Raw genomic sequence first — 22,035 nt, forward strand, 5'->3', positions numbered from 1 at the left:
AGGTCAGCCCTTCAGGACTTCGACCAGCGTCTTGCCGAGACGTGCCGGCGAAGGCGATACCTTGATGCCGGCCGCTTCCATCGCGGAGATCTTGGATTCCGCATCGCCCTTGCCGCCGGAAACGACGGCGCCGGCGTGACCCATGGTGCGACCCTTCGGCGCCGTGCGACCGGCGATGAAGCCGGCCATCGGCTTCTTGCGACCCTTCTTGGCTTCGTCGATCAGGAACTGGGCGGCATCCTCTTCGGCGGAGCCGCCGATTTCACCGATCATGATGATCGAGGTCGTGGCCTCATCCGCGAGGAACATCTCCAGCACGTCGATGAATTCCGTACCCTTGACCGGGTCGCCGCCGATGCCGACAGCCGTCGTCTGGCCGAGGCCCTCGTTCGAGGTCTGGAACACGGCTTCATAGGTCAGCGTGCCGGAGCGCGAAACGATACCGACCGAACCCTTGCGGAAGATCGAGCCCGGCATGATGCCGATCTTGCACTCTTCCGGGGTCAGGATGCCGGGGCAGTTCGGTCCGAGCAGGCGCGACTTCGACTTGTCGAGCTTGGCCTTGACCCGCACCATGTCCATGACCGGGATACCCTCGGTGATGCAGGTGATGAACGGGATCTCGGCTTCGATCGCCTCGATGATCGCGTCAGCGGCGCCTGCCGGCGGAACGTAGATCACGGTCGCGTCAGCGCCGGTCTTTTCCTTGCCTTCGGCAACAGTCGCGAAGATCGGCAGGGCTTCACCCTTGGAACCGGTCCAGGTTTCGCCACCCTTCTTCGGATGGATACCGCCGACCATCTGCGTGCCGTAATAGGCGAGCGCCTGTTCGGTGTGGAAGGTGCCGGTCTTGCCGGTGAGGCCCTGTACGAGGACCTTGGTGTTCTTGTTTACGAGAATGGACATGTGTTCCGGTCCTTCAATTAGCCGTTGATCGCCGCGACGATCTTCTTGGCAGCGTCGTCGAGATCGTCGGCCGCGGTGATCGCGAGGCCCGATTCATTCAGGAGCTTCTTGCCAAGTTCGACATTGGTGCCTTCGAGGCGCACGACGAGCGGAACCTTCAGGCCGACTTCCTTCACCGCGGCGATCACGCCTTCGGCAATGACGTCGCACTTCATGATGCCGCCGAAGATGTTGACGAGGATGCCCTCGACCTTCGGGTCGGCCGTGATGATCTTGAAGGCTGCAGCCACCTTCTCCTTGCCGGCACCGCCGCCGACGTCGCAGAAGTTGGCCGGCTCGGCGCCGTAGAGCTTGATGATGTCCATCGTCGCCATGGCGAGACCGGCACCGTTGACCATGCAGCCGATGTTGCCGTCGAGCGCGACGTAAGCGAGGTCCCACTTGGAAGCCTCGATTTCCTTGGCGTCTTCCTCGGTTTCGTCGCGCAGGGCACGGACGTCGTCATGACGGAACAGCGCGTTGCCGTCGAAGGAAACCTTGGCGTCGAGGACGCGCAGATGGCCATTCTTCATGACGATCAGCGGGTTGATCTCGAGAAGCGACATATCCTTCTCGTCGAAGGCCTTGTAAAGCGCCGGGAACAGCGACTTCGCGTCTTCGACCGCAGCCCCTTCGAGCTCGAGCGCCTTTGAGATCTTTGCGATATCCGAAGCGGTGACGCCGGCTTCCGGGTCGATCGCGATCGTGTGGATCTTTTCCGGCGTGTCATGCGCGACCGCCTCGATGTCCATGCCGCCTTCGGTCGAAACGACGAAGGCAACGCGACCGACCGAACGGTCGACCAGCAGCGAGCAATAGAGTTCGCGGGCGATGTCGGCGCCGTCCTCGATATAGAGGCGGTTGACCTGCTTGCCGGCCTCGCCGGTCTGCGCCGTCACCAGCGTGTTGCCGAGCATTTCCTTGGCATGCGCGACGACTTCGTCGATCGACTTGGCGAGGCGGACGCCGCCCTTGGCGTCGGGGCCGAGTTCCTTGAACTTGCCCTTGCCACGGCCACCGGCGTGGATCTGGCTCTTGACCACGTAGAGCGGGCCGGGAAGCTTCTTTGCGGCAGCTTCGGCTTCTTCCACCTTGAGGATGGCCACGCCTTCGGCAACCGGTGCGCCGTAGCCCTTCAGGAGAGCCTTGGCCTGGTATTCGTGAATGTTCATCGTCTTGTCCCTGTTTGATGGGTCGGGGCGGTTACTTCAGCGCCGGGGCGATATTGATGCAGGCTTCGCAGAGGCCGGCGACGGCGCCGACGGACTTCTGGAAGGCTTCCTCTTCCGCCTTGTTGAGGTCGATCTCGATGATGCGCTCGACGCCACCGGCACCGATGACGGTCGGCACGCCGACATACATGTCCTTGACGCCGTACTGGCCGGAAAGATGGGCTGCGCAAGGCAGGACGCGCTTCTTGTCCTTGAGGTAGGATTCGGCCATTTCGATCGCCGAAGCGGCCGGCGCATAATAGGCAGAACCGGTCTTCAGCAGGCCAACGATTTCGGCGCCGCCGTCGCGGGTGCGCTGGATAATTTCCTCGAGGCGTTCCTTGGTGACCCAGCCCATCTTGATGAGGTCGGTGAGCGGAATGCCGGCAACGGTCGAGTAGCGGGCGAGCGGCACCATGGTATCACCGTGGCCACCCAGAACGAATGCGGTGACGTCCTGGACCGAAACGTTGAATTCTTCGGAAAGGAAGTGGCGGAAACGCGCACTGTCGAGCACGCCGGCCATGCCGACGACCATGTTCTTCGGCAGGCCCGAGAACTTCTGGAGTGCCCAGACCATGGCGTCGAGCGGGTTGGTGATGCAGATGACGAAGGCGTTCGGCGCATACTTCTTGATGCCCGCACCGACCTGCTCCATGACCTTCAGGTTGATGCCGAGCAGATCGTCGCGGCTCATGCCCGGCTTGCGGGCGACGCCGGCGGTCACGATGCAGACATCGGCACCTTCGATGGCGGCATAGTCGCTCGCGCCGGTCAGCTTGGCATTGAAGCCTTCGACTGGCGAGGATTCGGCAATGTCGAGCCCCTTGCCCTGCGGAATGCCGTCGGCGATATCGAACAGGACGATGTCGCCCAATTCCTTGAGGCCGGCGAGATGCGCCAGCGTGCCACCGATCATTCCAGAACCGATAAGTGCGATCTTTTTGCGCGCCATTGAAGAGCTTCCTTCTAGATCCAAAACCCGGGCAGACATTGGCTTTATGCCGACCGTTGCGTCAGATCGCATAGACAAAACCAAGAAAAACCGCAACCGATTCTTTTGGCGATAGGATTTTCAATCGGTTAGATCATTATTTTCTTACGTAAACGTAAAAATTTATGACCCGAGATCGTCACATTTGCTGACGTTGGCGCTTGTGCAGGGCAAGATAGTCGGCGCTCCGCATCTCGAAAAGGCGTGAAACGGTGCGGTCGAATTCAAAGCCCTCGGTTCCCTTTCGCACCGTCAAAAGATCCTCTGGCGCTGCCGCGGCGGAAACGAACAGCCGCACCGAGTGGTCGTAGAGAGCGTCGACCAATATGATGAACCGCTTCGTCTCGTTTCTCTTTTCAGGGCCGAGACACGGGACATGTTCGAGGAAGACCGTATCGAACCTCCTAGCGATTTCGAGATAGTCCGACGCGCCGAGCGGCTTTTCGCAAAGGTCTGCAAAGGTGAACCGTGCCATTCTCCCGGCGGCGCAAGGGACATGTACCGACCGGCCACCCCTCTCGATCTCCAGCGAGGCCTCGGGTCTGCCCGCAACGAGGCTGTGCCAGGCCGCATTCATCGCCAGATCGGCACGCTCGTCGAGCGGCGTCACATAGACCGGCAGGTGCTGGTTCTTCTCCATCCGGTAGTCGGTCGGTGAGTCCAGGCTGATGACGTCGACGTGCCGTTTCAGAAGTGCGACGAAGGGAAGGAAGAGGCCACGGTTGAGCCCGTCCCGGTAGAGATTGTCCGGTTCCACGTTCGAAGTGGCGACAAGAATGCAGCCCCGCGAGAAGAGCTCCGTGAATAGCCGCGACAGGATCATCGCATCGGCGATATCGGTGACGGTGAACTCGTCGAAGCAGAGCAATTCCGCTTCCTCGCGCAATGCGGCCGCCACTGGAGGAACCGGGTCGGCCTGCCGCGTCTCGCCGTTCTTCAGCTTCACGCGATGGGCGTGGATACGTGCGTGGACGTCTGCCATGAACTCATGGAAATGTGCACGACGCTTCTTCTCCACCGGGGCGAACTTGAAGAAGACGTCCATGAGCATCGTCTTGCCGCGCCCGACACTCCCATGGACGTAGAGGCCACGTCGTGTACCGACGGGCTTCTTCTTGCGGGCGAACATCCAGCCGAGTGCGCTCGACTTTGCCGCAGGGCGCTGCTGCCTCAGATCAAACAGAATGTTGTCGAGAGACTGCGCCACCTCCATCTGGGCGGAGTCGGCCTGCAACAGGCCGGCGGCGGCCTGCAAGCGCAAGTGCTCGCATACGCTATGCGCATAATCGGGGATGGGTTGCATCGGATGCTCCGAGCGGGAACGAGGAAGGTTGGGCCCGCTCCAGAATTGGGACTAACGGCTGAGGCTGACCGGCTGGCCGTTATTGGTCGTTCCGTCGAAGCGAGCGTCCGCGGTCTTGTAGAGGCGGCCGATCACATTGCCGTTACGGTCCTTGAGCACGACCTGCTTGCCCTCGACCTCCCACGATCCCATCGTGGTCAGCGGGCCGGCACAGCCGCGGGTGCCACCGCGCGAACCGGCGCCGAGATTGGTGAGCGTCAGGAACATATCGCAAGAGGCGCCGGCATTCGTGACACGCCAGTTGCCGACCATCGATTCCTTGGTGACGTCGAGAGCCGTCGCGGGCGCCGCAGTAGCAACCGAAGTCGGCGCGCCGGCGGGGGCCGCCGGGAACTGCGAAGGATCAGTAACGCCGCCGGGCGGCGGAAGCTGGCCGGACTGTACCGACGGCACGGGTTGAGCCTGCAACGGCGGCAGCGATGACGACGAGTTATCGAGACCGCTGTAAGATGTCCGCTGGCAGCCAGCAAGCGAAAGCACGACAGCAACACCCGTCGCGGCATATTTGAATTTCATATCGATACTCCCGTTCATCCGCTTCATTGGGTCAATCGCGCAGGAACACGGCGGAATTATCGCCAACGACCCTTTCAAATCAAGTTGACACTCAAATATTACGATCCATTCGCTTCTGCAACCGGGCGTCGACTGATGCCGCATACGTGAACGGGTCACATCCTTTCGGATGCAACCCGTTCAGCACGCGTATATCGGTACCGATCAGACGCGGCGCTCGACCATCATCTTCTTGATTTCGGCGATCGCCTTCGCCGGATTGAGCCCCTTCGGGCAGGTCTGCGCGCAATTCATGATCGTGTGGCAACGATAGAGCCGGAAGGGATCCTCGAGATTGTCGAGGCGCTCGCCGGTCGCTTCGTCGCGGCTGTCAATGAGCCAGCGATACGCCTGCAGCAGGACGGCCGGTCCGAGATAGCGGTCGCCGTTCCACCAGTAGCTCGGACAGGAGGTCGAGCAACAGGCGCAGAGAATGCACTCGTAGAGGCCGTCGAGCTTCAGACGGTCCTGATGGCTCTGCTTCCATTCCTTCGCCGGCGCAGGCGAGACGGTCTTCAGCCACGGCTCGATCGAACGGTGCTGGGCATAGAAGTTGGTGAGATCCGGTACGAGGTCCTTGACCACCGGCATATGCGGCAACGGATAAACTTTCACCGTTCCGCCGATCTCATCCATACCCTTCGTGCAGGCAAGCGTGTTGGTGCCGTCGATGTTCATCGCGCACGAGCCGCAGATGCCCTCGCGGCAAGAGCGGCGGAGCGTCAGCGTCGGGTCGATGTTGTTCTTGATGTAAAGCAACCCATCAAGCACCATCGGACCGCAATTGTCGACATCGATGTAATAGGTATCGATGCGCGGGTTCTGTCCGTCGTCCGGGTTCCACCGGTAGATGCGGTATTCCCGCAGGTTCTTGGCACCTTCCGGCTTCGGCCAGACCTTGCCTTCGGTGATCTGCGAGTTCTTGGGAAGAGCGAGTTCAACCATGTCCTGTTCCTCTCAGATCAGTAGACGCGCGCCTTCGGCGCGATCTTCTGCGGATCGATGCCGTCGGCGATGAGGTCGGTGTGGACCGGACGGTAGTCCAGCTTGACTTCGCCCGCTTCGCTCACCCAAGCCAGCGTATGCTTGCGCCAGTTGACGTCGTCACGTCCGCCGAGCGGACCGGTCGCATAGTCCTCGCGCGCGTGCGAACCACGGCTCTCCTTGCGCGCTTCGGCGCCATAGACGGTCGTGATCGCGTTGGCCATCAGGTTGTGGAGTTCCAGCGTCTCAACCAGATCGGAGTTCCAGACCATGGAGCGGTCGGTGACCTTGATGTCCTGCAACTCGCCCTTCCAGATCGCCGAAATACGGCGGCAGCCGGATTCCAGCGCTTCCTGCGTGCGGAACACGGCGGCGTCTTCCTGCATGGCGCGCTGCATCTTGTCGCGGGCGACCGCCGTCGGCGTTGCGCCGGAGGCGAAGCGAACGCGGTCGAAGCGATCCATAATCCTGTCGCAGGCAGCAGTATTGAGCGCCGGGACCGGCTCCGACTTGTCGATGACCTGACCAGCGCGGATTGCGGCCGCTCGGCCGAAGACCACGAGGTCGATCAGCGAGTTCGAGCCGAGACGATTGGCGCCATGCACGGAGGCACAGCCCGCTTCGCCGACGGCCATCAGGCCGGGCGCGATGCGTTCCGGATTCTGGCTGTCAGCGTTCAGCACCTCACCCCAGTAATTGGTCGGAACGCCGCCCATGTTGTAGTGAACGGTCGGCAGAACCGGGATCGGTTCGCGGGTAACGTCGACACCGGCGAAGATCTTCGCGCTTTCCGAAATGCCCGGCAGACGCTCATGCAAAACGGCCGGATCGAGATGGTCGAGATGCAGGTAGATGTGGTCCTTGTTCTTGCCCACACCGCGGCCTTCGCGGATTTCCAGCGTCATGCAGCGGGATACGACGTCGCGGGAGGCGAGGTCCTTCGCAGACGGTGCGTAACGCTCCATGAAGCGTTCGCCCTCGGAGTTGACGAGATAGCCGCCTTCGCCGCGTGCACCCTCGGTGATCAGGCAGCCGGCGCCATAGATACCGGTCGGGTGGAACTGCACGAACTCCATGTCTTGGAGCGGCAGGCCCGCACGTGCGATCATCCCGCCGCCGTCACCGGTGCAGGTATGAGCCGAGGTCGCCGAGAAGTAGGCGCGGCCGTAGCCGCCGGTCGCGAGCACGACCATCTTGGCAGCGAAGCGATGGATGGTTCCGTCGTCGAGGTTCCAGGCGACGACGCCCGTGCAACGGCCATCATCCGACATGATGAGGTCGAGCGCGAAATACTCGATGAAGAATTCCGCATTGTTGCGAAGCGACTGGCCGTAGAGCGTATGCAGGATCGCGTGACCGGTTCGGTCAGCAGCCGCGCAGGTACGCTGCACCGGCGGGCCTTCACCGTAGTTCTGCATGTGGCCGCCGAACGGGCGCTGGTAGATCTTGCCTTCCTCGTTGCGCGAGAAGGGAACACCGTAGTGCTCCAGCTCGTAGACGGCCTTCGGCGCCTCCATGGCGAGATACTGCATGGCGTCGACGTCGCCGAGCCAGTCGGAGCCCTTGACCGTGTCGTAGAGGTGCCACTGCCAGCAGTCGGGCGTCATGTTCTGCAGCGAAGCGGCGATGCCGCCCTGGGCCGCGACCGTGTGCGACCGGGTCGGGAAGACCTTGGTGATGCAAGCGGTCCTGAAGCCCTGCTCGGCCATGCCGAGCGTCGCGCGGAGACCGGCACCGCCGGCGCCGACGACGATCACGTCATAGGAATGGTCGACGTACTTGTATGCCTTGCCGCCTTGGGCGGGAGAACTGTTCGGTGCCATGATGAATTATCCTACGAATGCGATCTTCAAGATGGCGAAAAGACAGAGACCGCCGACGAAAACCGCAAAGAACGTGTTGAGCATCAGAAGGACGATCTTCATGCCTTCGACATGGACATAGTCCTCGATGATCACCTGCATGCCGAGCCGCATGTGGATGAGGCTGTTGATCACCGTCAAAGCCATGATCACCGCGACCACGGGGTTCGACAGTGCGCCGACGACTTCGGCATAAGGAGCACCGTTGTAGGCGACGAGGAAGACGATGAAGAAGATCAGGAGCGGGATGCCGGCTACCGACGTCAGGCGCTGACGCCAGAAGTGCGTGGTGCCGTCCTTGGCAGACCCGAGGCCCCGAACCTTGCTGAGTGGAGTGCGCATATCCATGTCATTCACCTCAGAAACGGACCATGTAGCCGACGATCCAGATCACCAGGGTGAGAAGGATCGAGCCGATGAGATTGGCCTTGGCAAGCTTGGTCGAAAAGCTCTTCTCGAAGCCGCAGCCCATATCCCAGAGAAGGTGGCGCAGCCCGCCGAGCATGTGATGAACGAGCGCCCAAGTGTAGCCGAACAGGATCAGCCGTCCGAGAAGAGTGCCCATGAACCAGCTCACCCACTCGAAGTAGGTGGCGCCGGAAGAAGCCGCGATCAGCCACCACGCGACCAGCAAGGTACCGAAGTAAAGTGCACCTCCGGTAACGCGATGCATGATCGACATCACCATGGTCGGGATCAGCTTGTAGATTTGCAGATGCGGCGACAATGGCCGCTTGTTTGTCACATTCGCCATCTGAACCTCGCGGCGTTTCAATGCGGTCCTGATCAGGACTGTCCCCAGCGCGATGCAACCGCCTGCTGCAGTGCATCGCGTCAGGGCGACGTTTACTCACCAGAAGGCGGCACGACAAGCATAATCGCGGCCCGCGCGGATTTTAATCGATTCGGCCTGACCGAGACTTAGACGTTGGTCGAAGCGGTTTCGACGCAAACTTCCTGCAGACAAAGAATGGGATGGAGTGACTTTGGTGTCATTTTACGTCATGGTGCCGTTAAGTACTTCTTAACACTTCCATTGGCCGGAGGAAGCCATGATGTTCAAGCGTGTGGGCGCCGTGATCGCCGCAACGGCGGCATTCGCCGTTTTCGCGACGGGCGAGCTTCAGGCCCGCCACCGCCACGAGCCGAACCCTGGCGTAGTGGCCGGCTCCGGCCTTCCTTCGGTTTTGCCGGGCATTGGTACCTATGCGGGGTCGATTTCCGCTCTGCGCATTCGAGGAACCGGCATCTATTTCATGGTGGAGCACTCGACCTATAAGCCGGCGCTGGCCCGCCCTGCGCCAAGGGCCCGCATCATCGACGTGAATGCTGAGGTCAACGCGGACAAGGCAGACATGAAGAGCGCCTGCCGTTACGAAGCCGGCGTTTGCGTCATCAGACCCTGAGTGGTCAGACGTCGACCTGCGGGGCAAATCGCCAGACTGTCGTTTTCTTGATTTCGCTGTCTTCGAGCGCTCTCGTTACCGGCACCTGGTAGGAGGCGAGCGCCGTCAGCCGTTCCTTTGGCAGATAGCTTCTGCCGGGGTCGCCGACCAAGACGTCTATGCCCGTCGCGGCAAGGCGATCGAACCAGGGGATGAGAGCGTCCGCGAAGCCGCGGTCGTAGAAAACATCGCCTGCAAGAACGACGTCCGCCTCCAGCGTCTCGCCGATCAGGTTCCTGCCGGTGAAGTCGACTGCGACGCCATTTGTCTCCGCATTCAGGCGGATCGCCGTTTCCGCCCAGGGATCGATATCGGCTGCAACGACACGGCCAGCGCCGGCCAACCTGGCCGCGATCGCCACAAGGCCGGAGCCACTTGCAAAATCGACCACACGCTTGCCGGCGGTGACTTCCGGATGATCCAGCACGTAGCGGGCAAGTCCCTGCCCTCCTGCCCAGGCAAAGGCCCAAAAAGGCGGCGGCAAGCCGATCTCTTCGAGTTCATCCTCGGTCTTGAGCCAAAGGTCGTGGACCTCGCTCGCGAGATGCAACCGGATCTCGGACACATGCGGCGGCGCCATCAGGCTGGTGTTGGCGCGGATGAAGCGCTCCGGGTCAGTTTTCAACGAAAGCCTCAACGCGGCGGGTCGTCGAGTTCGCCCATCCGGCAGACTTCGAGGTATTCCTCCTCGGTTACGGGCTGGACGGAAAGACGCATCGACGTCACCAGCGACATCTTGGAGAGCTTTTCGTTCGCCTTGATGTCCTTCAGCGAAACCGGCTTGGGCATGTCGGTGACGGCACGGATGTCGACGCAATCCCAGCGAAGATCGCCTTCGGCTGTCGAATCGGGGTGCGACAACGCGCAAACCTCGACGATGCCGACGACCTCGAGCCCCTCGTTCGAGTGGTAGAAGAACCCTTTGTCGCCGATCTTCATCGCACGCATGTTGTTGCGTGCCAGATAGTTGCGCACACCGGTCCATTCTTCGCCGACGTCACCCTTGGCCTTCTGCATTTCCCACGACCACTTGAAGGGCTCGGACTTGAAGAGCCAGTAAGCCATCCGCTGTCATGCCTCCGGATTGTTGAAGACCCAATTGTAGGCCTTGATCTCCACGGTTTCGAAGAGACCGGCCGCAGCATAGGGGTCTTGCGCGGCAATCGCTTTCGCACTCGCCATATCGTCCGCCGCGATCAGCAGCATGGAACCGCACGGCTTGCCATTGTCATCGAGGAACGGCCCGGCAATTTTCAGAACGCCATCGGCATTCAGGCCGTTCAGCCATTCGAGATGCGCGGGGCGTGTTTCCATGCGGACATTGAGGTGGTCGGCCTTGTCGCGGCAAAGGACGGCAAAAAGCATCGGCTACTCCTTCAAAAGAGACGTGATCTATTCGGTGGTGATCGGACGCGTCATCAACTGCTCGATCGCGGTCGGAATGTCGAGCTTGCCATCAATGATTTCGGCAACGGCTTCCGTGATCGGCATGCTGACGCCGTGCCCCTCGGCAAGTCGGGCTGCCACAGCCGCCGCAAACGCGCCCTCGACGAGGTCGCCGCGCCCGAAATTCGCGGGCTCTCCCTTGCCCAGGGAAATGCCGAAACGCAGGTTTCGCGACTGATGACTGGTGGCAGTCAGCACGAGATCGCCCAAGCCCGAGAGACCTTGGACAGTGCTGCCGCGCCCGCCGAGCGCCTCGACCAGCCGCGACATCTCGGCCAGCCCGCGTGCAATCAGTGCCGCACGCGCGGAATCACCGAGCCCCATGCCTTCGACGATGCCACATGCGATAGCCAGCACGTTCTTGAGCGCTCCGCCGAGCTGAACACCCGTGCGGTCGGTGGAAGCATAGAGCCGGAAGGTACGTCCCGAAATAGCATGCGCCAGACGCTCCGCATCAGAAAGTTCAGCGGCGGCGATCGCCATTGCCGTCGGCAGCCCGCGGGCGATGTCCGTCGCAAAACCGGGCCCCGAGAGCACCGCGACCGGATGATGCGGCAACTGACTTTCGAGGACGTCCGTGAGCAGGCGTGACGTGCCGCGGTCAATACCCTTGGCACAGGTGACCACGGTCGAGCCGGTGGCGAGATACGGGCCGAATTGCGCCGCGGCGTCGGCCTGTGCCTGCGACGGCATCGCGAAGAGCACGGTTTCAGCGCCGACGAGAATCTCCGGTTCTGCCGAGTATTGGAGTGCATCCGGGAGATGGATACCCGGGAGCGCTGCGGTGTGCATCCCGTCGGTACGCAGGTCCGCCATCAGCGACGGATCGCGTCCGAGCAGCGTGACCTCGGATTTTCCTTCGAGCGCGATGACTGCAGCGAGTGCAGTTCCGAACGCTCCCGCCCCGACGACGGCGATCCGGTGCCTCTCGCTCATGCCTTTGCCCCGCGCTTTCCGTGACCTATCCGCACCTCTGCGCTGCTGTCGAGTGGCCAGCGCGACCGCGGCTGCACGTCGAGGGAGTCGGCGGCAAAGCCTGCCGCCATCCGTTCGAGCCCGGCCCAGGCGATCATGGCGGCATTGTCGGTGCAAAGCCGAAGCGGCGGCGCCACGAAGCGAAAGCCGTGCCGCTCGCAAAGGGTCTGCAAAGTTCGGCGCAGTTCCTGGTTTGCGGCGACACCGCCTGCGACAACCAAGGCAGGAGGGTGGGCAAGCTTCGGAAACTCGGCGGAAAAGCGTGCGAGCCCGCGGCCGATGCGGTCGTCGAGCGTGCGCGAAATGGCCCGCTGGAACGAGGCACAGATATCCGAGATGTCTTGCTCGGTGACGGGTGCGATTGTCTCCGCAGCCTGGCGCACGGCCGTCTTCAGGCCGGAAAAGGAGAAATCGAGTCGCGCCTCACCGATCAGCGGTCGGGGGAAATCGAACCGTCGCGGGTCGCCGTCCACCGCGGCGCGTTCGACGGCTGGCCCGCCGGGATAGGGAAGGCCAAGCAGCTTCGCCGTCTTGTCGAAGGCTTCGCCCAATGCATCGTCGATCGTGGTACCCCACCGTTCATACTGCCCGACGCCGCGCACCAGGACGAGCTGGGTATGCCCTCCCGATACCAGCAGCATCAGATAGGGAAAGGAAAGCCCGTCGGTCAGCCTCGCGGTCAGCGCATGGCCTTCGAGATGATTGATGGCATAGAGCGGCTTCGAGAGCGCCCTTGCGATCGCCTTGCCGGTCATCAGACCGACGATCAGGCCGCCGATAAGGCCGGGGCCGGCGGTCGCCGCCACGGCGTCAATATCGCCGAGAGAGGTGCCGGTGCGCGCCAGAGCCTCTTCAATCAACGTGTCGAGTGCCTCTACATGGGCACGGGCGGCGATCTCCGGCACGACACCGCCATAGGCACTGTGCTCGTCGAGCTGGCTGAGCACCACGTCAGCGGCAATCTCTCCGCGCCCGTCGCTATGGCGCAGAACGATCGATGCTGCTGTTTCATCACAGCTGGTCTCGATGCCGAGGATGCGAAGAAAGGAACCCATGGAACTGATCGTTGATTGCGGTGGCCGGGAAACCCGTTTACGAGGAACGTCGGTAACAACGGATGAAATCGGATGCAAACAAAACCTTTCCGAATCGGAACCCGGGGTAGTCCGCTTGCGCTTGCGCAGGCCTATGAGACACGCGACCGGCTCGTGGCCGCTCACGGCCTTTCTCCAGACATGTTCGAGATCGTCGTCCTTTCGACCAAGGGTGACCGGATCACCGATCGGCCGCTCGCAGAGGTGGGCGGGAAAGGCCTGTTTACCGAAGAACTTGAGGAAAAGCTGCTCTCGGGCGACCTCGATTTTGCCGTCCACTCATCCAAGGACATGCCGACTGTGTTGCCCGACGGGCTGTTCCTCTCGGCCTTTCTCCCGCGCGAGGACGTACGCGACGCTTTCATCGGCGCCGCTGCTCCCCGCCTTCTCGATCTCCCGCAGGGCGCGACCGTCGGCTCCTCATCCTTGCGCCGGCAGGCCCTGATCCGCAGACTTCGCCCAGACATCAAGGTGATTACTTTCCGCGGCCTCGTTGATACGCGGCTGCGTAAACTCGCGGAGGGTGAGGTCGATGCGACCCTGCTCGCCTTCGCCGGCTTGAAACGGCTCGGCAAGGAAAGCGTCCCGACCGAAGTCCTCGATCTCGAAACCTTCCCGCCGGCACCCGCTCAAGGCGCGATCTGCGTTGAAAGCCGTGTCGGCGACGATAAGGTAAATGCACTGCTGGCTGCGATCAACGACGGTCCGACCTTCGACGCAGTGACCTGCGAACGCGCCTACCTTGCGGCCCTCGACGGCTCATGCCGCACGCCGATCGCCGGCTACGCCACGTCCCTCGGCGGCCACATCCGTTTCTCGGGCATGATCCTGACGCCGGACGGGAGCCAGTCGCACAGCGTCGAAATCGAAGGCAGTGCCGACGATGCAGCCCGCCTCGGGCGAACCGCCGGAGCAGTGATCCGCGAAAAGGCGGGCAGCGGCTTTTTCGCCGACTGGACCTGACGCGATGCGCGTTCTCGTGACCCGGCCCTCGGAGGCGGGAGAAAAGACGGCCGCGAAACTGCGGACGCTTGGTCACGAGCCCGTTCTCCAGCCCCTGAGTGCGCCAATCCGCCATCCGGAGGCGGCGCTTTCAGCGCTTGCCCTTCCGCATGCCGCAATCGCCATCACCAGCGCGGAGGCGATCCGGACACTCTCGGAGGTCGCAGATCGCCTAATACCCTTCCTCGCCGAGCCGATTTTCGCCGTCGGCGAGGCTTCTGCCGATGCCGCGCGGAGGTTGGGCTTCACAAACGTCGCCGCCGCAGGCGGAAACGGGGCTGCTCTCGCCGCCCGCGTCAGCGCTCACCTCAGGGAAGCTGGGCAAAGCGGCGTGCTCCTCTATCTCGCCGGCACACCGCGGGCACCCGGCTTCGAAGCTCGCCTCGCTGAGGACGGCATCCAGGTCACCGTCGCCGAATGCTACGAGATGAAGCCCGTGGATGACGCACTTGCGGCACTCCGGCACATCCTCGCGGGTGAGCGGATCGATGCCGTGCTTCTCTATTCCGCGGAGACCGCGAAGCGGTTTTTTGCCGCAGTAAAGACCACCGCCGCTGACGAGATGCTCCGAGACATCCGCTTTTGCTGCCTGAGCAGCAATGTACTCCATGCCATTCCCGCCGAGTTCCGTGAAAAGGCATCAGTGGCGGTATCGCCAGACGAAACGGCGCTTCTGGCGTTGCTGGAACCCCTTCCTTAGGCGCAAAATGGACATGAGCCCTTTCCTTAGAGGCCGTCACTGACTAACTTCAAAGCACTGCATGGAAGAAGAGGTACCCATGGTTTCCGGAAAGCCGCCACGTCGCACCAAGTCCTCGAACGAACCGGTCACCATCGACCTGCAGGCAGAGGAAACCACAGCTGCCGCCGAGACACCCGCCTCCGCGGCGGAAAGCCCGGAAGAGCGCGAGGTAGGCCCGGAAGCCGAAACAGCGCCGGCGCATGCCGAAACGGAGACAGTCGCTCGCGCAGAGGCCGAGGCAACGCCTACCGCGGAGGCTGCCGAACCAGAGGTCAGGGAGCCTGAATACCGGTCGGCGGAAGCGCCTCGTGAACGCAAGGGAACGCCGACATTTGCAGCCGTCGCGGCTGCGGGCATCGTCGGTGGCCTCGTCGCTCTCGCCGGCGCCGGCAGCATGCAGTACGCCGGCTATCTGCCGGCCCTGTCCCCCGCTTCGGAGCGCCTCGCCGCCGACCAGACGGCCGAGCTCGCCGCTCTCAGGAACGAGGTCGACGGCCTTCGATCCGCTGTTTCGCAAGGCGCGGACACAAAGCAGATCGAGGAGCGCTTGGCAGCTCTTGAAAGCACGGCAAACCAGCCGCTTCCGGCCATCGATACCACGGCGCTCGACCAGCTGCGCGAGCAGCTTTCAGGTTTGCAGAGCACGCTGGCGACCCTTCGGACGAGCGGGGATGCGGCAACTTCCAGACTGTCGGAGCTCGAGACGCGCCTCGACGGGCGCATAGCCGACATCGAGAAGAAGCTCGATGAGCCACGGGACGACGTCGAGGTTGCCCGCGCGATCGCGGTGGCCGGATTGAAAGCCGCTGTTGATCGGGGCGGCACCTTCCTGACCGAACTCGACACCCTCGCCGGCATCACACCCGAAGACCCCGCCATCACGGCGCTCAGAGACTATGCGCGCGCCGGAATTCCCTCGCGTGCAGAGCTTGTGCGTCAGTTCCAGGATACCGCAAGCGCCATTCTCGCAGCGGTTCACCAGCCGGATCCGAACCAGGGGCTTGCCGAACGGCTGCTCTCGAGTGCGCTTTCGGTCGTCAAGGTGCGGCCGGTCGGCAATGTCGAAGGCGACACGCCGGAAGCGATCGTCGCACGAATGGAGGACAAGCTGCGAAACGGCGACCTTCAGGGTGCATCGCTCGAGTGGGAGACCCTGCCGGAGACCGGCAAGGCCGCATCGGCCGACTTTGCAAAGGCCCTGAAATCCCGGATCGAGGTCGAGAAGCTGGTCGGCACCGCCATGACCAGTGCGGTCGGCGGCAACCGGGGTTGAGGAGCAAGCAATGATCCGGACACTGTTCTTCGTTCTCGCTGTTCTCATCCTCGGATTCGGCTTTGCCTGGCTCGCCGACCGACCGGGCTCCCTCTCGATCCTCTGGCAGGGTCAGTTGATCGAAATGAGTCTCACCGTCGCCGCGACGGTTGCCCTCGCGGTCATCGCTGCGGTTATGCTGATCTGGTGGCTCGTCCGCCTGCTGTGGACGTCGCCGCACTCCGCACGCCGATTCTTCCGCGCACGCAAGCGGGATCGCGGCTATCAGGCACTCTCGACCGGCCTGATCGCCGCGGGCGCTGGAAATGCATTGCTCGCCCACAAGATGAGCGCGCGAGCACGCGGCCTCTTGCGGGCGGAACAGGAGCCGCTGATCCTCGTGCTCGAGGCGCAAGCGGCTGTGATCGAAGGCAGGCATGACGAAGCACGCCGTCTTTACCAGCAGATGTCGGAGGATCCCGAAACCAGAGAGCTCGGCCTGCACGGCCTCTATCGGGAGGCAAGCCGGCTCGGAGCCCACGAGGCGGCGCGACAGTACGCGGAAACAGCCGCCGAACAGGCGCCTTATCTCCCCTGGGCCGCCAAGGCGACGCTCGAATACCGTTGCCAGTCCGGCCAGTGGGAGGACGCGATCCGCCTGCTCGACCAGCAGCGCGTGGCCCATGTTCTCAGTCGGCCGGAGGCTGACCGCCTGAAGGCGGTCCTGCTGACGGCCAGGGCCGAGGAACAGCTCGAAGGTGATCCTGCCGGCGCCCGCGACAGCGCCGTGCATGCCCTGAAACTCGCGAAAGATCTCGTTCCGGCGGCTGTCGTCGCGGCTAAGGCCTATTTGCGCGAAGACAATGTGCGGAAGGCGTCGTCGATCCTCGAGCAGACGTGGAAGGTCGCTCCGCATCCGGACATCGCCAAGACTTACGTCCGGGCCCGGGGTGGAGACAGCGCTGTCGACCGGCTGAAGCGTGCCGAGAGGCTGGATTCGTTGCGGCCCAACAACGTCGAAGGGCTCCTGATCGTCGCAGAAGCGGCGCTCGACGCCCAGGATTTTGCCAAGGCCCGTGCCAAGGCGGAAGAGGCGGCACGCATGGACGCCCGCGAGCGGGTCTATCTCTTGCTGGCCGATATCGAAGAAGCGGAAACCGGCGACCAGGGGCGTGCGCGCTACTGGATGGCCCAGGCGCTGCGCGCCCCGCGTGATCCCGTCTGGATCGCCGACGGTCACATTTCGGAGAAATGGCTGCCCCTGTCGCCCGTGACGGGTCGCCTCGATGCCTTCGAGTGGAAGGTTCCCTTCGACCAATTGGAAGGTCCGGTCGAGGAGGGCGTCGTCTCCCGAGGGGACGCCGCGATCAATGCGCTTCCGCCAGTCAAGAACGCTCAGTCGTCAACGGAGGCAGAGCAACGCGCGACAGTCGAAAAGGCCGAGAAGGCAGACATTTCGGCATCACCCAAAACGCCCGCGGAGCCGGTCCGCAAGCCGGAGCAAGCCGAAACGGCCACCCCCTTCTTCGGCCATCCGCCAGACGATCCGGGCGTGCGCGAAGGCCGGCGGCCGGCCGACGACAAGAACCGTCTACGCCTTTTCTGAAGGAAGAGAGATGCTCGAACGCCTCCAGGCCTTTTTCCAGAACCTGACACAGGCTCGCGGAAACGACACCATATCTCCCGACGACCCGCGGGTCGCAGTCGCGGCCCTCTGTTTCCAGGTGATGGAAGCGGACGGCGTTGTCCACGACAAAGAGCGCGAGAAGCTCGAACAATTGCTGAAGGAGGAATACCGGCTGAACAACGAGGAGCTCCAGGCACTGCTGAAGGCGGGCCAGAGGGCCGAGAGCGAAGCCGTCGACTATTATCGCTTCACGTCCGACATCAAGCGCCATCTGGACGAAGAACAGCGGCTTCAGCTTCTCGGTATCCTCTGGGACATCGTCTACGCCGACGGCAGCCGAAGCGAGATGGAGGATCACGTCGTGTGGCGGATCGCCGACCTGCTCGGCGTCTCCGATCGCGACCGCGTGAGCCAGCGCCGCGAAGCGGTGATGCGGTCGGCTCAAGGGACCAAGGATGCTTCATCGTAATGAGCCTCTGAAATCGCGGCAGAAGGCGCCGGTCCTGCTCGTCCTTCATCAGGAGCGGTCGAGCCCCGGAAGGGTCGGCCAGATGCTGCTGGAGAAAGGCTACCCACTCGACATTCGCAGGCCGCCGCTCGGCGACGCGCTTCCCGAGACGCTGGCCGGACACTCCGGCGCGGTCATCTTCGGTGGTCCGATGAGCGCGAACGACCCCGATCAATTCATCCACGATGAAATCGAGTGGATCAGCATTCCGCTCAAGGAGAAGAAGCCGTTTCTGGGCATCTGTCTCGGCGCACAGATGATGGTCCGCAATCTGGGCGGAAAGGTTTCCTCCGACCGGAACAGTCTGGTCGAGATCGGTTGGTATCCGATCCGTCCAACCGAGCATGGCCGCCTGCTCATGCGTTGGCCACAAATGGTCTATCACTTCCATCGGGAGGGCTTCGACCTGCCGCACGGATGCGAACTGCTCGCCGAGGGCGACATCTACCGCAATCAGGCGATCCGTTACGGCGAAAACGCCTGGGGCCTGCAGTTTCACGCCGAACTCACCCGTGCCATGATGCAGCGTTGGGTCGTCCACGGAGCCCATCGCTTCATCATGCCGAATGCGCAGCCGGGCCGCGACCATCTCGAAGGCCGGATGATCTTCGATGCGCCCCTCAGGGCTTGGCTTTCGGAGTTCCTCGATCTCGTCTTCGAACCAAAGGCTCACTGCGTGTCCTGACGCATGGGCGCGTCGAGGCTATCGATGCGCCGCAGTTGCGGAAAGCCGGCGGCCCACAGGATGGCGACCGCAAGCGTTCCCACGCCTCCGATCACGACCGCGGGTACCGCTCCGACCAGCGACGCCATCGTGCCGGCTCGAAACTCGCCGAGCTCGTTGGAGGCGCCGACGAAGACCATGTTGACCGCGTTCACCCGGCCACGCACGTCATCCGGCGTCCAGAGCGCGATAAGCGTCTCACGAACGTAGACCGACGCCATATCGGCCGCGCCCATCAGCATGAGCGCCACAATGGAGATCCAGGCTGTATCCGAGAAGCCGAAGATGATCGTGCCGGCACCGAACAATGCGACGCCGGCAAACATGAACAGGCCGGCATTGTGGCGAACCGGGAAGCCGGCGAGAACGATCGCGACGAGAATGGCGCCGATACCGGGAGCCGCGCGCAACAGACCAAGCCCCCAGGGACCGAGCACGAGGATGTCACGCGCGAAAATCGGCATGAGGGCTACGGCCCCTCCGAGCAGTACCGCGAAGAGATCGAGGGATATCGCGCCGAGAACGACCTTCTCGCTCCAGATGAAACGGAATCCCGCGAGTACCGTCGCCCAAGTCACCGCCTTGTTGGAGATCCTCTGCGCCGGCCGTTCTACCAGGAAGACCAGAAGCGCCGCGACAGAAAAGAAAGCCAGAGCAACCGAATAGGCAACGACGGGACTCACACCATAAAGCAGGCCGCCTGCGACCGGACCCAGGATCGAAGCGGTTTGCCAGGAGGTGGAGTTCCACGCCACGGCGTTCGGCAAATCTTCCTCCGGGACGAGATTGGGAGCAAGCGACTGGGTCGCCGGCGCATTGAACGCTCGCTCGATCCCGAAGACGACGAGGATCGAAAACACGAGAACCGGTGAAAACGCGTCGGCGAGCGTGAGCGCGAGAAAGGACGCGCCGCAAAGAGCGCTGACGATCATGCAGGTCGCGACGATCGCTCGCCGGTTGTAGCGGTCCGCGACCGAACCGGTCACGAGGATGAGGAGCAACGCCGGCAGAAACTGAAAGAGGCCGATCAGCCCTAGATAGAAGGCACTTTTCGTCTCGTCATACATCTGCCAGCCGACGGAGACGCTGAGGATCTGCGTGGCGAAGGCCGCGAGGAACCGCGAGAGGAAGAAGCGGAGGTAGGAGGCATGCCTGAAGGCTGCGAAACGGTCGCCGGACAGATGTGCGGACATGGTCGGAAAGCAATCCTCTCGGAAGGGTGGGACTCGGCCGAAATCCGGGGGGACCATTAAGCATGATTCCCCCTGTGCCCGCCTGCAGCACTTGCCCGATAAGCTGCCAATGTCTACATGTCTGTCAACCTTGAAATGGAGACGATTATGCTGGCGTTGTTTCAAACGATCGATTTGGCTCTCAGCCTTTACACCTGGGTCCTGATCGGGAGTGCCATTTTCTCCTGGCTCTACGCGTTCAACGTCATCAACGCGAGCAACCGCTTCGTCAATTCGCTCGGAACTTTCTTCTACAACGTCACCGAGCCGGCGCTCCGACCGATCCGCCGGGTGCTGCCGGATCTCGGGGGCATCGACATTTCCCCGATCATCGTCCTGCTGATCATCTTCTTCGTCCGGTCCCTGATGTGGACGAGCATCTATCCGATCTTCGCTTGAAGCCGCCATACAGCATCCACGGCGACCACTTGCGACTGTCCGTACGGCTGACGCCGAATGCCGGGCGTGACCAGGTGGACGGCGTCGAGGTCAACGCCAACGACGAAGCGCATCTGAAGGCGAAGGTGACAGCCGTCCCTGAGAAGGGAAAGGCCAACAAAGCCCTCATCGCGCTCCTCTCGAAGGCGATCGGTGTGCCGAAGTCCTCGATTTCGGTGATATCCGGCGATACCGCCAGACAAAAAATCCTCCGGATCGACGGAGATCCGGAGGACTTGGCAAAAAAGGTCGAGGCGCTTCTGGCGCGCTGAAGCGCCTTACTTGGAAGCCTTGGCGCGCTGCACGGCTTCGAGGATGAGCTGCTTGGCGACGCTGACGTCCTGCCAGCCGCCGATCTTCACCCACTTGCCCGGCTCCAGATCCTTGTAGTGCTCGAAGAAGTGCTCGATCTGCTTCAGCGTAATTTCCGGCAGATCGGTGTAGTTCTCAATCTTGTCGTAACGCTGCGTCAGCTTGTGGGACGGCACCGCGATGATCTTCTCGTCCTTGCCGGAATTATCTTCCATGATCATCACGCCGATCGGACGGACATTGATCACGCAGCCAGGCAGCAGCGGGCGGGTATTGCAGATCAGGACATCGATCGGGTCGCCGTCGTCCGACAGGGTATGCGGCACGAAGCCGTAGTTACCCGGGTAGGTCATCGGGGTATAGAGGAAGCGGTCAACGATGAGCGCGCCGGCGTCCTTGTCCATTTCATACTTGATCGGATGACCGCCGACCGGAACTTCGACGATGACGTTGATGTCGTCGGGCGGGTTCTTGCCAACGGCAATTGCATCGATGCGCATGTCTAACCCCATGGGTATGTTGAAATCCCGGCTGTCCTAATGGGAATCATTGCGCAATGCAACACGGCTTTGGGAGAAGGTCGCATCCGTCGGAAGGAGACATGGTGCGGCACGCGCCGCAGTTTTTTGCATCAGTGCCTCGCTGCATGCGCCACCCGGCTGCTATAACGCCACAAACGGGGGACGCACGATGAAACCACCTATTTCTAGATTTCTGGCGGCGCTGCTGATGTGGCCGGTGATCACCCACGCGGCATGGGCCAACGACAGCACCTACACGGACCTCGATCTCAACAAGTGCCGCACGGTCGCCGAGGAGGAGATGGGCGTGAGCCTGCTGTGCCGCGGGTTCGGCGAATACGACGTGCACTTCGCCGAGAGCGATCTCCGCCAAAGCATCCTCTACGGTCCGCTCGACAAGGCGCTGGAAAACGAGGTGTTCGAATCCTTCGAGGCCTTCAACCACGTGGGAAGCAAGATCGAATGGAGGCTCGACACCTCACGCAAACCAGTGGCGACAATCCTGCGCTGGTTCATCGAGAACGTCGACGACAAGGCGGGGATGCCGACGAAGGAGAGCACCGGACAGGTTCTCGTCATTTCACGCGTCGCCCAGCCGGAGGACGGGCGCGGCTGCGTCGTCGGCTATGTTGATGCGCTGTCCAATCCTGAGGCCAACGAACTCGCCCGCCGAGTGGCCGACGAACAGGTGCCAGGATTTGCCTGTGGCAGGGACAGAAGCGCGTGGTTCGGGCAACGCGGTGAAAAGAGCGGTGAACCAACGCACGTGTGGCCAGAGACTGCGCGGTAGGCTGCGGCGAACA

Annotated in this window: 26 protein-coding genes; 10 read left to right on the forward strand and 16 right to left on the reverse strand. The window is 62.4% G+C overall.

The genetic code is table 11. The features are described from left to right. Window positions 1-3: 3 nt before the first annotated feature. The 9 genes from sucD to sdhC all read right to left on the reverse strand — a co-directional run bounded on the left by sucD (window position 4) and on the right by sdhC (window position 8,668). The gene (sucD, locus tag NHF53_RS19675; RefSeq protein ID WP_252835703.1) at window positions 4-906 is read right to left on the reverse strand and encodes a succinate--CoA ligase subunit alpha; all 903 of its coding nucleotides are present in this window, start codon (window positions 904-906) and stop codon (window positions 4-6) included. Between the two features lie 17 nt (window positions 907-923). Continuing rightward, window positions 924-2,117 (reverse strand): ADP-forming succinate--CoA ligase subunit beta, encoded by a 1,194-nt coding sequence (sucC, locus tag NHF53_RS19680; RefSeq protein WP_114362880.1) that lies wholly within the window; start codon window positions 2,115-2,117, stop codon window positions 924-926. Between the two features lie 31 nt (window positions 2,118-2,148). Then, window positions 2,149-3,111, reverse strand: a complete 963-nt coding sequence (gene mdh / locus NHF53_RS19685; RefSeq protein ID WP_252835704.1) for a malate dehydrogenase — start codon at window positions 3,109-3,111, stop codon at window positions 2,149-2,151. A gap of 178 nt (window positions 3,112-3,289) precedes the next feature. Continuing rightward, complete coding sequence (gene zapE / locus NHF53_RS19690) at window positions 3,290-4,453, reverse strand: cell division protein ZapE (RefSeq protein WP_252835705.1); 1,164 nt, start codon at window positions 4,451-4,453, stop codon at window positions 3,290-3,292. A 51-nt stretch (window positions 4,454-4,504) separates the two neighbouring features. Continuing rightward, the gene (locus NHF53_RS19695; protein WP_252835706.1) at window positions 4,505-5,029 is read right to left on the reverse strand and encodes a protease inhibitor Inh/omp19 family protein; all 525 of its coding nucleotides are present in this window, start codon (window positions 5,027-5,029) and stop codon (window positions 4,505-4,507) included. A 204-nt stretch (window positions 5,030-5,233) separates the two neighbouring features. Beyond that, window positions 5,234-6,013 carry a succinate dehydrogenase iron-sulfur subunit gene (locus NHF53_RS19700; RefSeq protein WP_114362876.1) on the reverse strand — a complete coding sequence of 260 codons (780 nt, stop codon included), beginning with the start codon at window positions 6,011-6,013 and terminating at the stop codon, window positions 5,234-5,236. Between the two features lie 17 nt (window positions 6,014-6,030). After that, entirely contained in the window at window positions 6,031-7,875 is a 1,845-nt protein-coding gene (sdhA, locus tag NHF53_RS19705) for a succinate dehydrogenase flavoprotein subunit (RefSeq protein WP_252835707.1), read from the reverse strand. 6 nt (window positions 7,876-7,881) lie between these two features. Continuing rightward, a complete protein-coding gene (sdhD, locus tag NHF53_RS19710; RefSeq protein ID WP_252835708.1) occupies window positions 7,882-8,262 on the reverse strand; it encodes a succinate dehydrogenase, hydrophobic membrane anchor protein in 381 nt (126 codons plus the stop codon). A 10-nt stretch (window positions 8,263-8,272) separates the two neighbouring features. Next, window positions 8,273-8,668 carry a succinate dehydrogenase, cytochrome b556 subunit gene (sdhC, locus tag NHF53_RS19715; RefSeq protein ID WP_252835709.1) on the reverse strand — a complete coding sequence of 132 codons (396 nt, stop codon included), beginning with the start codon at window positions 8,666-8,668 and terminating at the stop codon, window positions 8,273-8,275. A 298-nt stretch (window positions 8,669-8,966) separates the two neighbouring features. On the opposite strand from sdhC, the gene NHF53_RS19720 reads away from it, so the two are divergent. Further along, window positions 8,967-9,320 (forward strand): hypothetical protein, encoded by a 354-nt coding sequence (locus NHF53_RS19720; protein WP_252835710.1) that lies wholly within the window; start codon window positions 8,967-8,969, stop codon window positions 9,318-9,320. Between the two features lie 4 nt (window positions 9,321-9,324). On the opposite strand, the gene NHF53_RS19725 is transcribed toward NHF53_RS19720, so the two are convergent. Genes NHF53_RS19725 through tsaD form a run of 5 tightly spaced genes read right to left on the reverse strand, consistent with a single transcriptional unit; the run spans window position 9,325 to window position 12,835 of the window. After that, window positions 9,325-9,984 carry a methyltransferase gene (locus tag NHF53_RS19725; RefSeq protein ID WP_252835711.1) on the reverse strand — a complete coding sequence of 220 codons (660 nt, stop codon included), beginning with the start codon at window positions 9,982-9,984 and terminating at the stop codon, window positions 9,325-9,327. A gap of 8 nt (window positions 9,985-9,992) precedes the next feature. After that, window positions 9,993-10,424, reverse strand: coding sequence for an EVE domain-containing protein (locus tag NHF53_RS19730; RefSeq protein WP_252835712.1), 432 nt, complete (start codon window positions 10,422-10,424; stop codon window positions 9,993-9,995). Window positions 10,425-10,430: 6 nt separating this feature from the next. Then, window positions 10,431-10,724 carry a YciI-like protein gene (locus NHF53_RS19735; protein WP_114362869.1) on the reverse strand — a complete coding sequence of 98 codons (294 nt, stop codon included), beginning with the start codon at window positions 10,722-10,724 and terminating at the stop codon, window positions 10,431-10,433. A gap of 27 nt (window positions 10,725-10,751) precedes the next feature. Continuing rightward, the gene (locus NHF53_RS19740; protein WP_252835713.1) at window positions 10,752-11,741 is read right to left on the reverse strand and encodes an NAD(P)H-dependent glycerol-3-phosphate dehydrogenase; all 990 of its coding nucleotides are present in this window, start codon (window positions 11,739-11,741) and stop codon (window positions 10,752-10,754) included. Continuing rightward, window positions 11,738-12,835 carry a tRNA (adenosine(37)-N6)-threonylcarbamoyltransferase complex transferase subunit TsaD gene (gene tsaD, locus NHF53_RS19745; protein ID WP_252835714.1) on the reverse strand — a complete coding sequence of 366 codons (1,098 nt, stop codon included), beginning with the start codon at window positions 12,833-12,835 and terminating at the stop codon, window positions 11,738-11,740. The genes NHF53_RS19740 and tsaD overlap by 4 nt, the downstream gene beginning before the upstream one ends. 72 nt (window positions 12,836-12,907) lie before the next feature. On the opposite strand from tsaD, the gene hemC reads away from it, so the two are divergent. From hemC to NHF53_RS19775, 6 genes are all read left to right on the forward strand, one after another. Beyond that, window positions 12,908-13,837 carry a hydroxymethylbilane synthase gene (gene hemC / locus NHF53_RS19750; RefSeq protein ID WP_252835715.1) on the forward strand — a complete coding sequence of 310 codons (930 nt, stop codon included), beginning with the start codon at window positions 12,908-12,910 and terminating at the stop codon, window positions 13,835-13,837. 4 nt (window positions 13,838-13,841) lie between these two features. After that, a complete protein-coding gene (locus tag NHF53_RS19755) occupies window positions 13,842-14,576 on the forward strand; it encodes a uroporphyrinogen-III synthase (RefSeq protein ID WP_252835716.1) in 735 nt (244 codons plus the stop codon). 79 nt (window positions 14,577-14,655) lie between these two features. Then, complete coding sequence (locus NHF53_RS19760; protein WP_252835717.1) at window positions 14,656-15,891, forward strand: COG4223 family protein; 1,236 nt, start codon at window positions 14,656-14,658, stop codon at window positions 15,889-15,891. A gap of 10 nt (window positions 15,892-15,901) precedes the next feature. Continuing rightward, the gene (locus NHF53_RS19765; protein WP_252835718.1) at window positions 15,902-17,476 is read left to right on the forward strand and encodes a heme biosynthesis protein HemY; all 1,575 of its coding nucleotides are present in this window, start codon (window positions 15,902-15,904) and stop codon (window positions 17,474-17,476) included. 10 nt (window positions 17,477-17,486) lie between these two features. Further along, window positions 17,487-17,966, forward strand: coding sequence for a TerB family tellurite resistance protein (locus NHF53_RS19770; protein ID WP_252835719.1), 480 nt, complete (start codon window positions 17,487-17,489; stop codon window positions 17,964-17,966). Further along, window positions 17,953-18,690: a glutamine amidotransferase gene (locus NHF53_RS19775; protein WP_252835720.1), complete on the forward strand. Its 738-nt coding sequence runs from the start codon at window positions 17,953-17,955 to the stop codon at window positions 18,688-18,690. The genes NHF53_RS19770 and NHF53_RS19775 overlap by 14 nt, the downstream gene beginning before the upstream one ends. Here the strand turns inward: NHF53_RS19775 and NHF53_RS19780 are convergent. Further along, window positions 18,675-19,922, reverse strand: coding sequence for an MFS transporter (locus tag NHF53_RS19780; protein WP_252835721.1), 1,248 nt, complete (start codon window positions 19,920-19,922; stop codon window positions 18,675-18,677). The two genes, NHF53_RS19775 and NHF53_RS19780, sit on opposite strands and share 16 nt — an antisense overlap. Before the next feature lie 117 nt (window positions 19,923-20,039). Between NHF53_RS19780 and NHF53_RS19785 the strand changes: the two genes are divergently transcribed. Continuing rightward, window positions 20,040-20,360 (forward strand): YggT family protein, encoded by a 321-nt coding sequence (locus tag NHF53_RS19785; RefSeq protein WP_114362859.1) that lies wholly within the window; start codon window positions 20,040-20,042, stop codon window positions 20,358-20,360. After that, window positions 20,357-20,671 (forward strand): DUF167 domain-containing protein, encoded by a 315-nt coding sequence (locus NHF53_RS19790; protein ID WP_114362858.1) that lies wholly within the window; start codon window positions 20,357-20,359, stop codon window positions 20,669-20,671. Before NHF53_RS19785 ends, NHF53_RS19790 begins: the two co-directional genes overlap by 4 nt. A 6-nt stretch (window positions 20,672-20,677) precedes the next feature. Here the strand turns inward: NHF53_RS19790 and ppa are convergent, their stop codons facing one another. Continuing rightward, the gene (gene ppa / locus NHF53_RS19795; RefSeq protein ID WP_112686408.1) at window positions 20,678-21,211 is read right to left on the reverse strand and encodes an inorganic diphosphatase; all 534 of its coding nucleotides are present in this window, start codon (window positions 21,209-21,211) and stop codon (window positions 20,678-20,680) included. Between the two features lie 229 nt (window positions 21,212-21,440). On the opposite strand from ppa, the gene NHF53_RS19800 reads away from it, so the two are divergent. After that, entirely contained in the window at window positions 21,441-22,022 is a 582-nt protein-coding gene (locus NHF53_RS19800) for a hypothetical protein (protein WP_252835722.1), read from the forward strand. Window positions 22,023-22,035: the final 13 nt, after the last annotated feature.

Origin of the sequence: Ciceribacter sp. RN22, from assembly GCF_024054295.1 — a bacterium.
Lineage (GTDB): Bacteria > Pseudomonadota > Alphaproteobacteria > Rhizobiales > Rhizobiaceae > Allorhizobium > Allorhizobium lividum.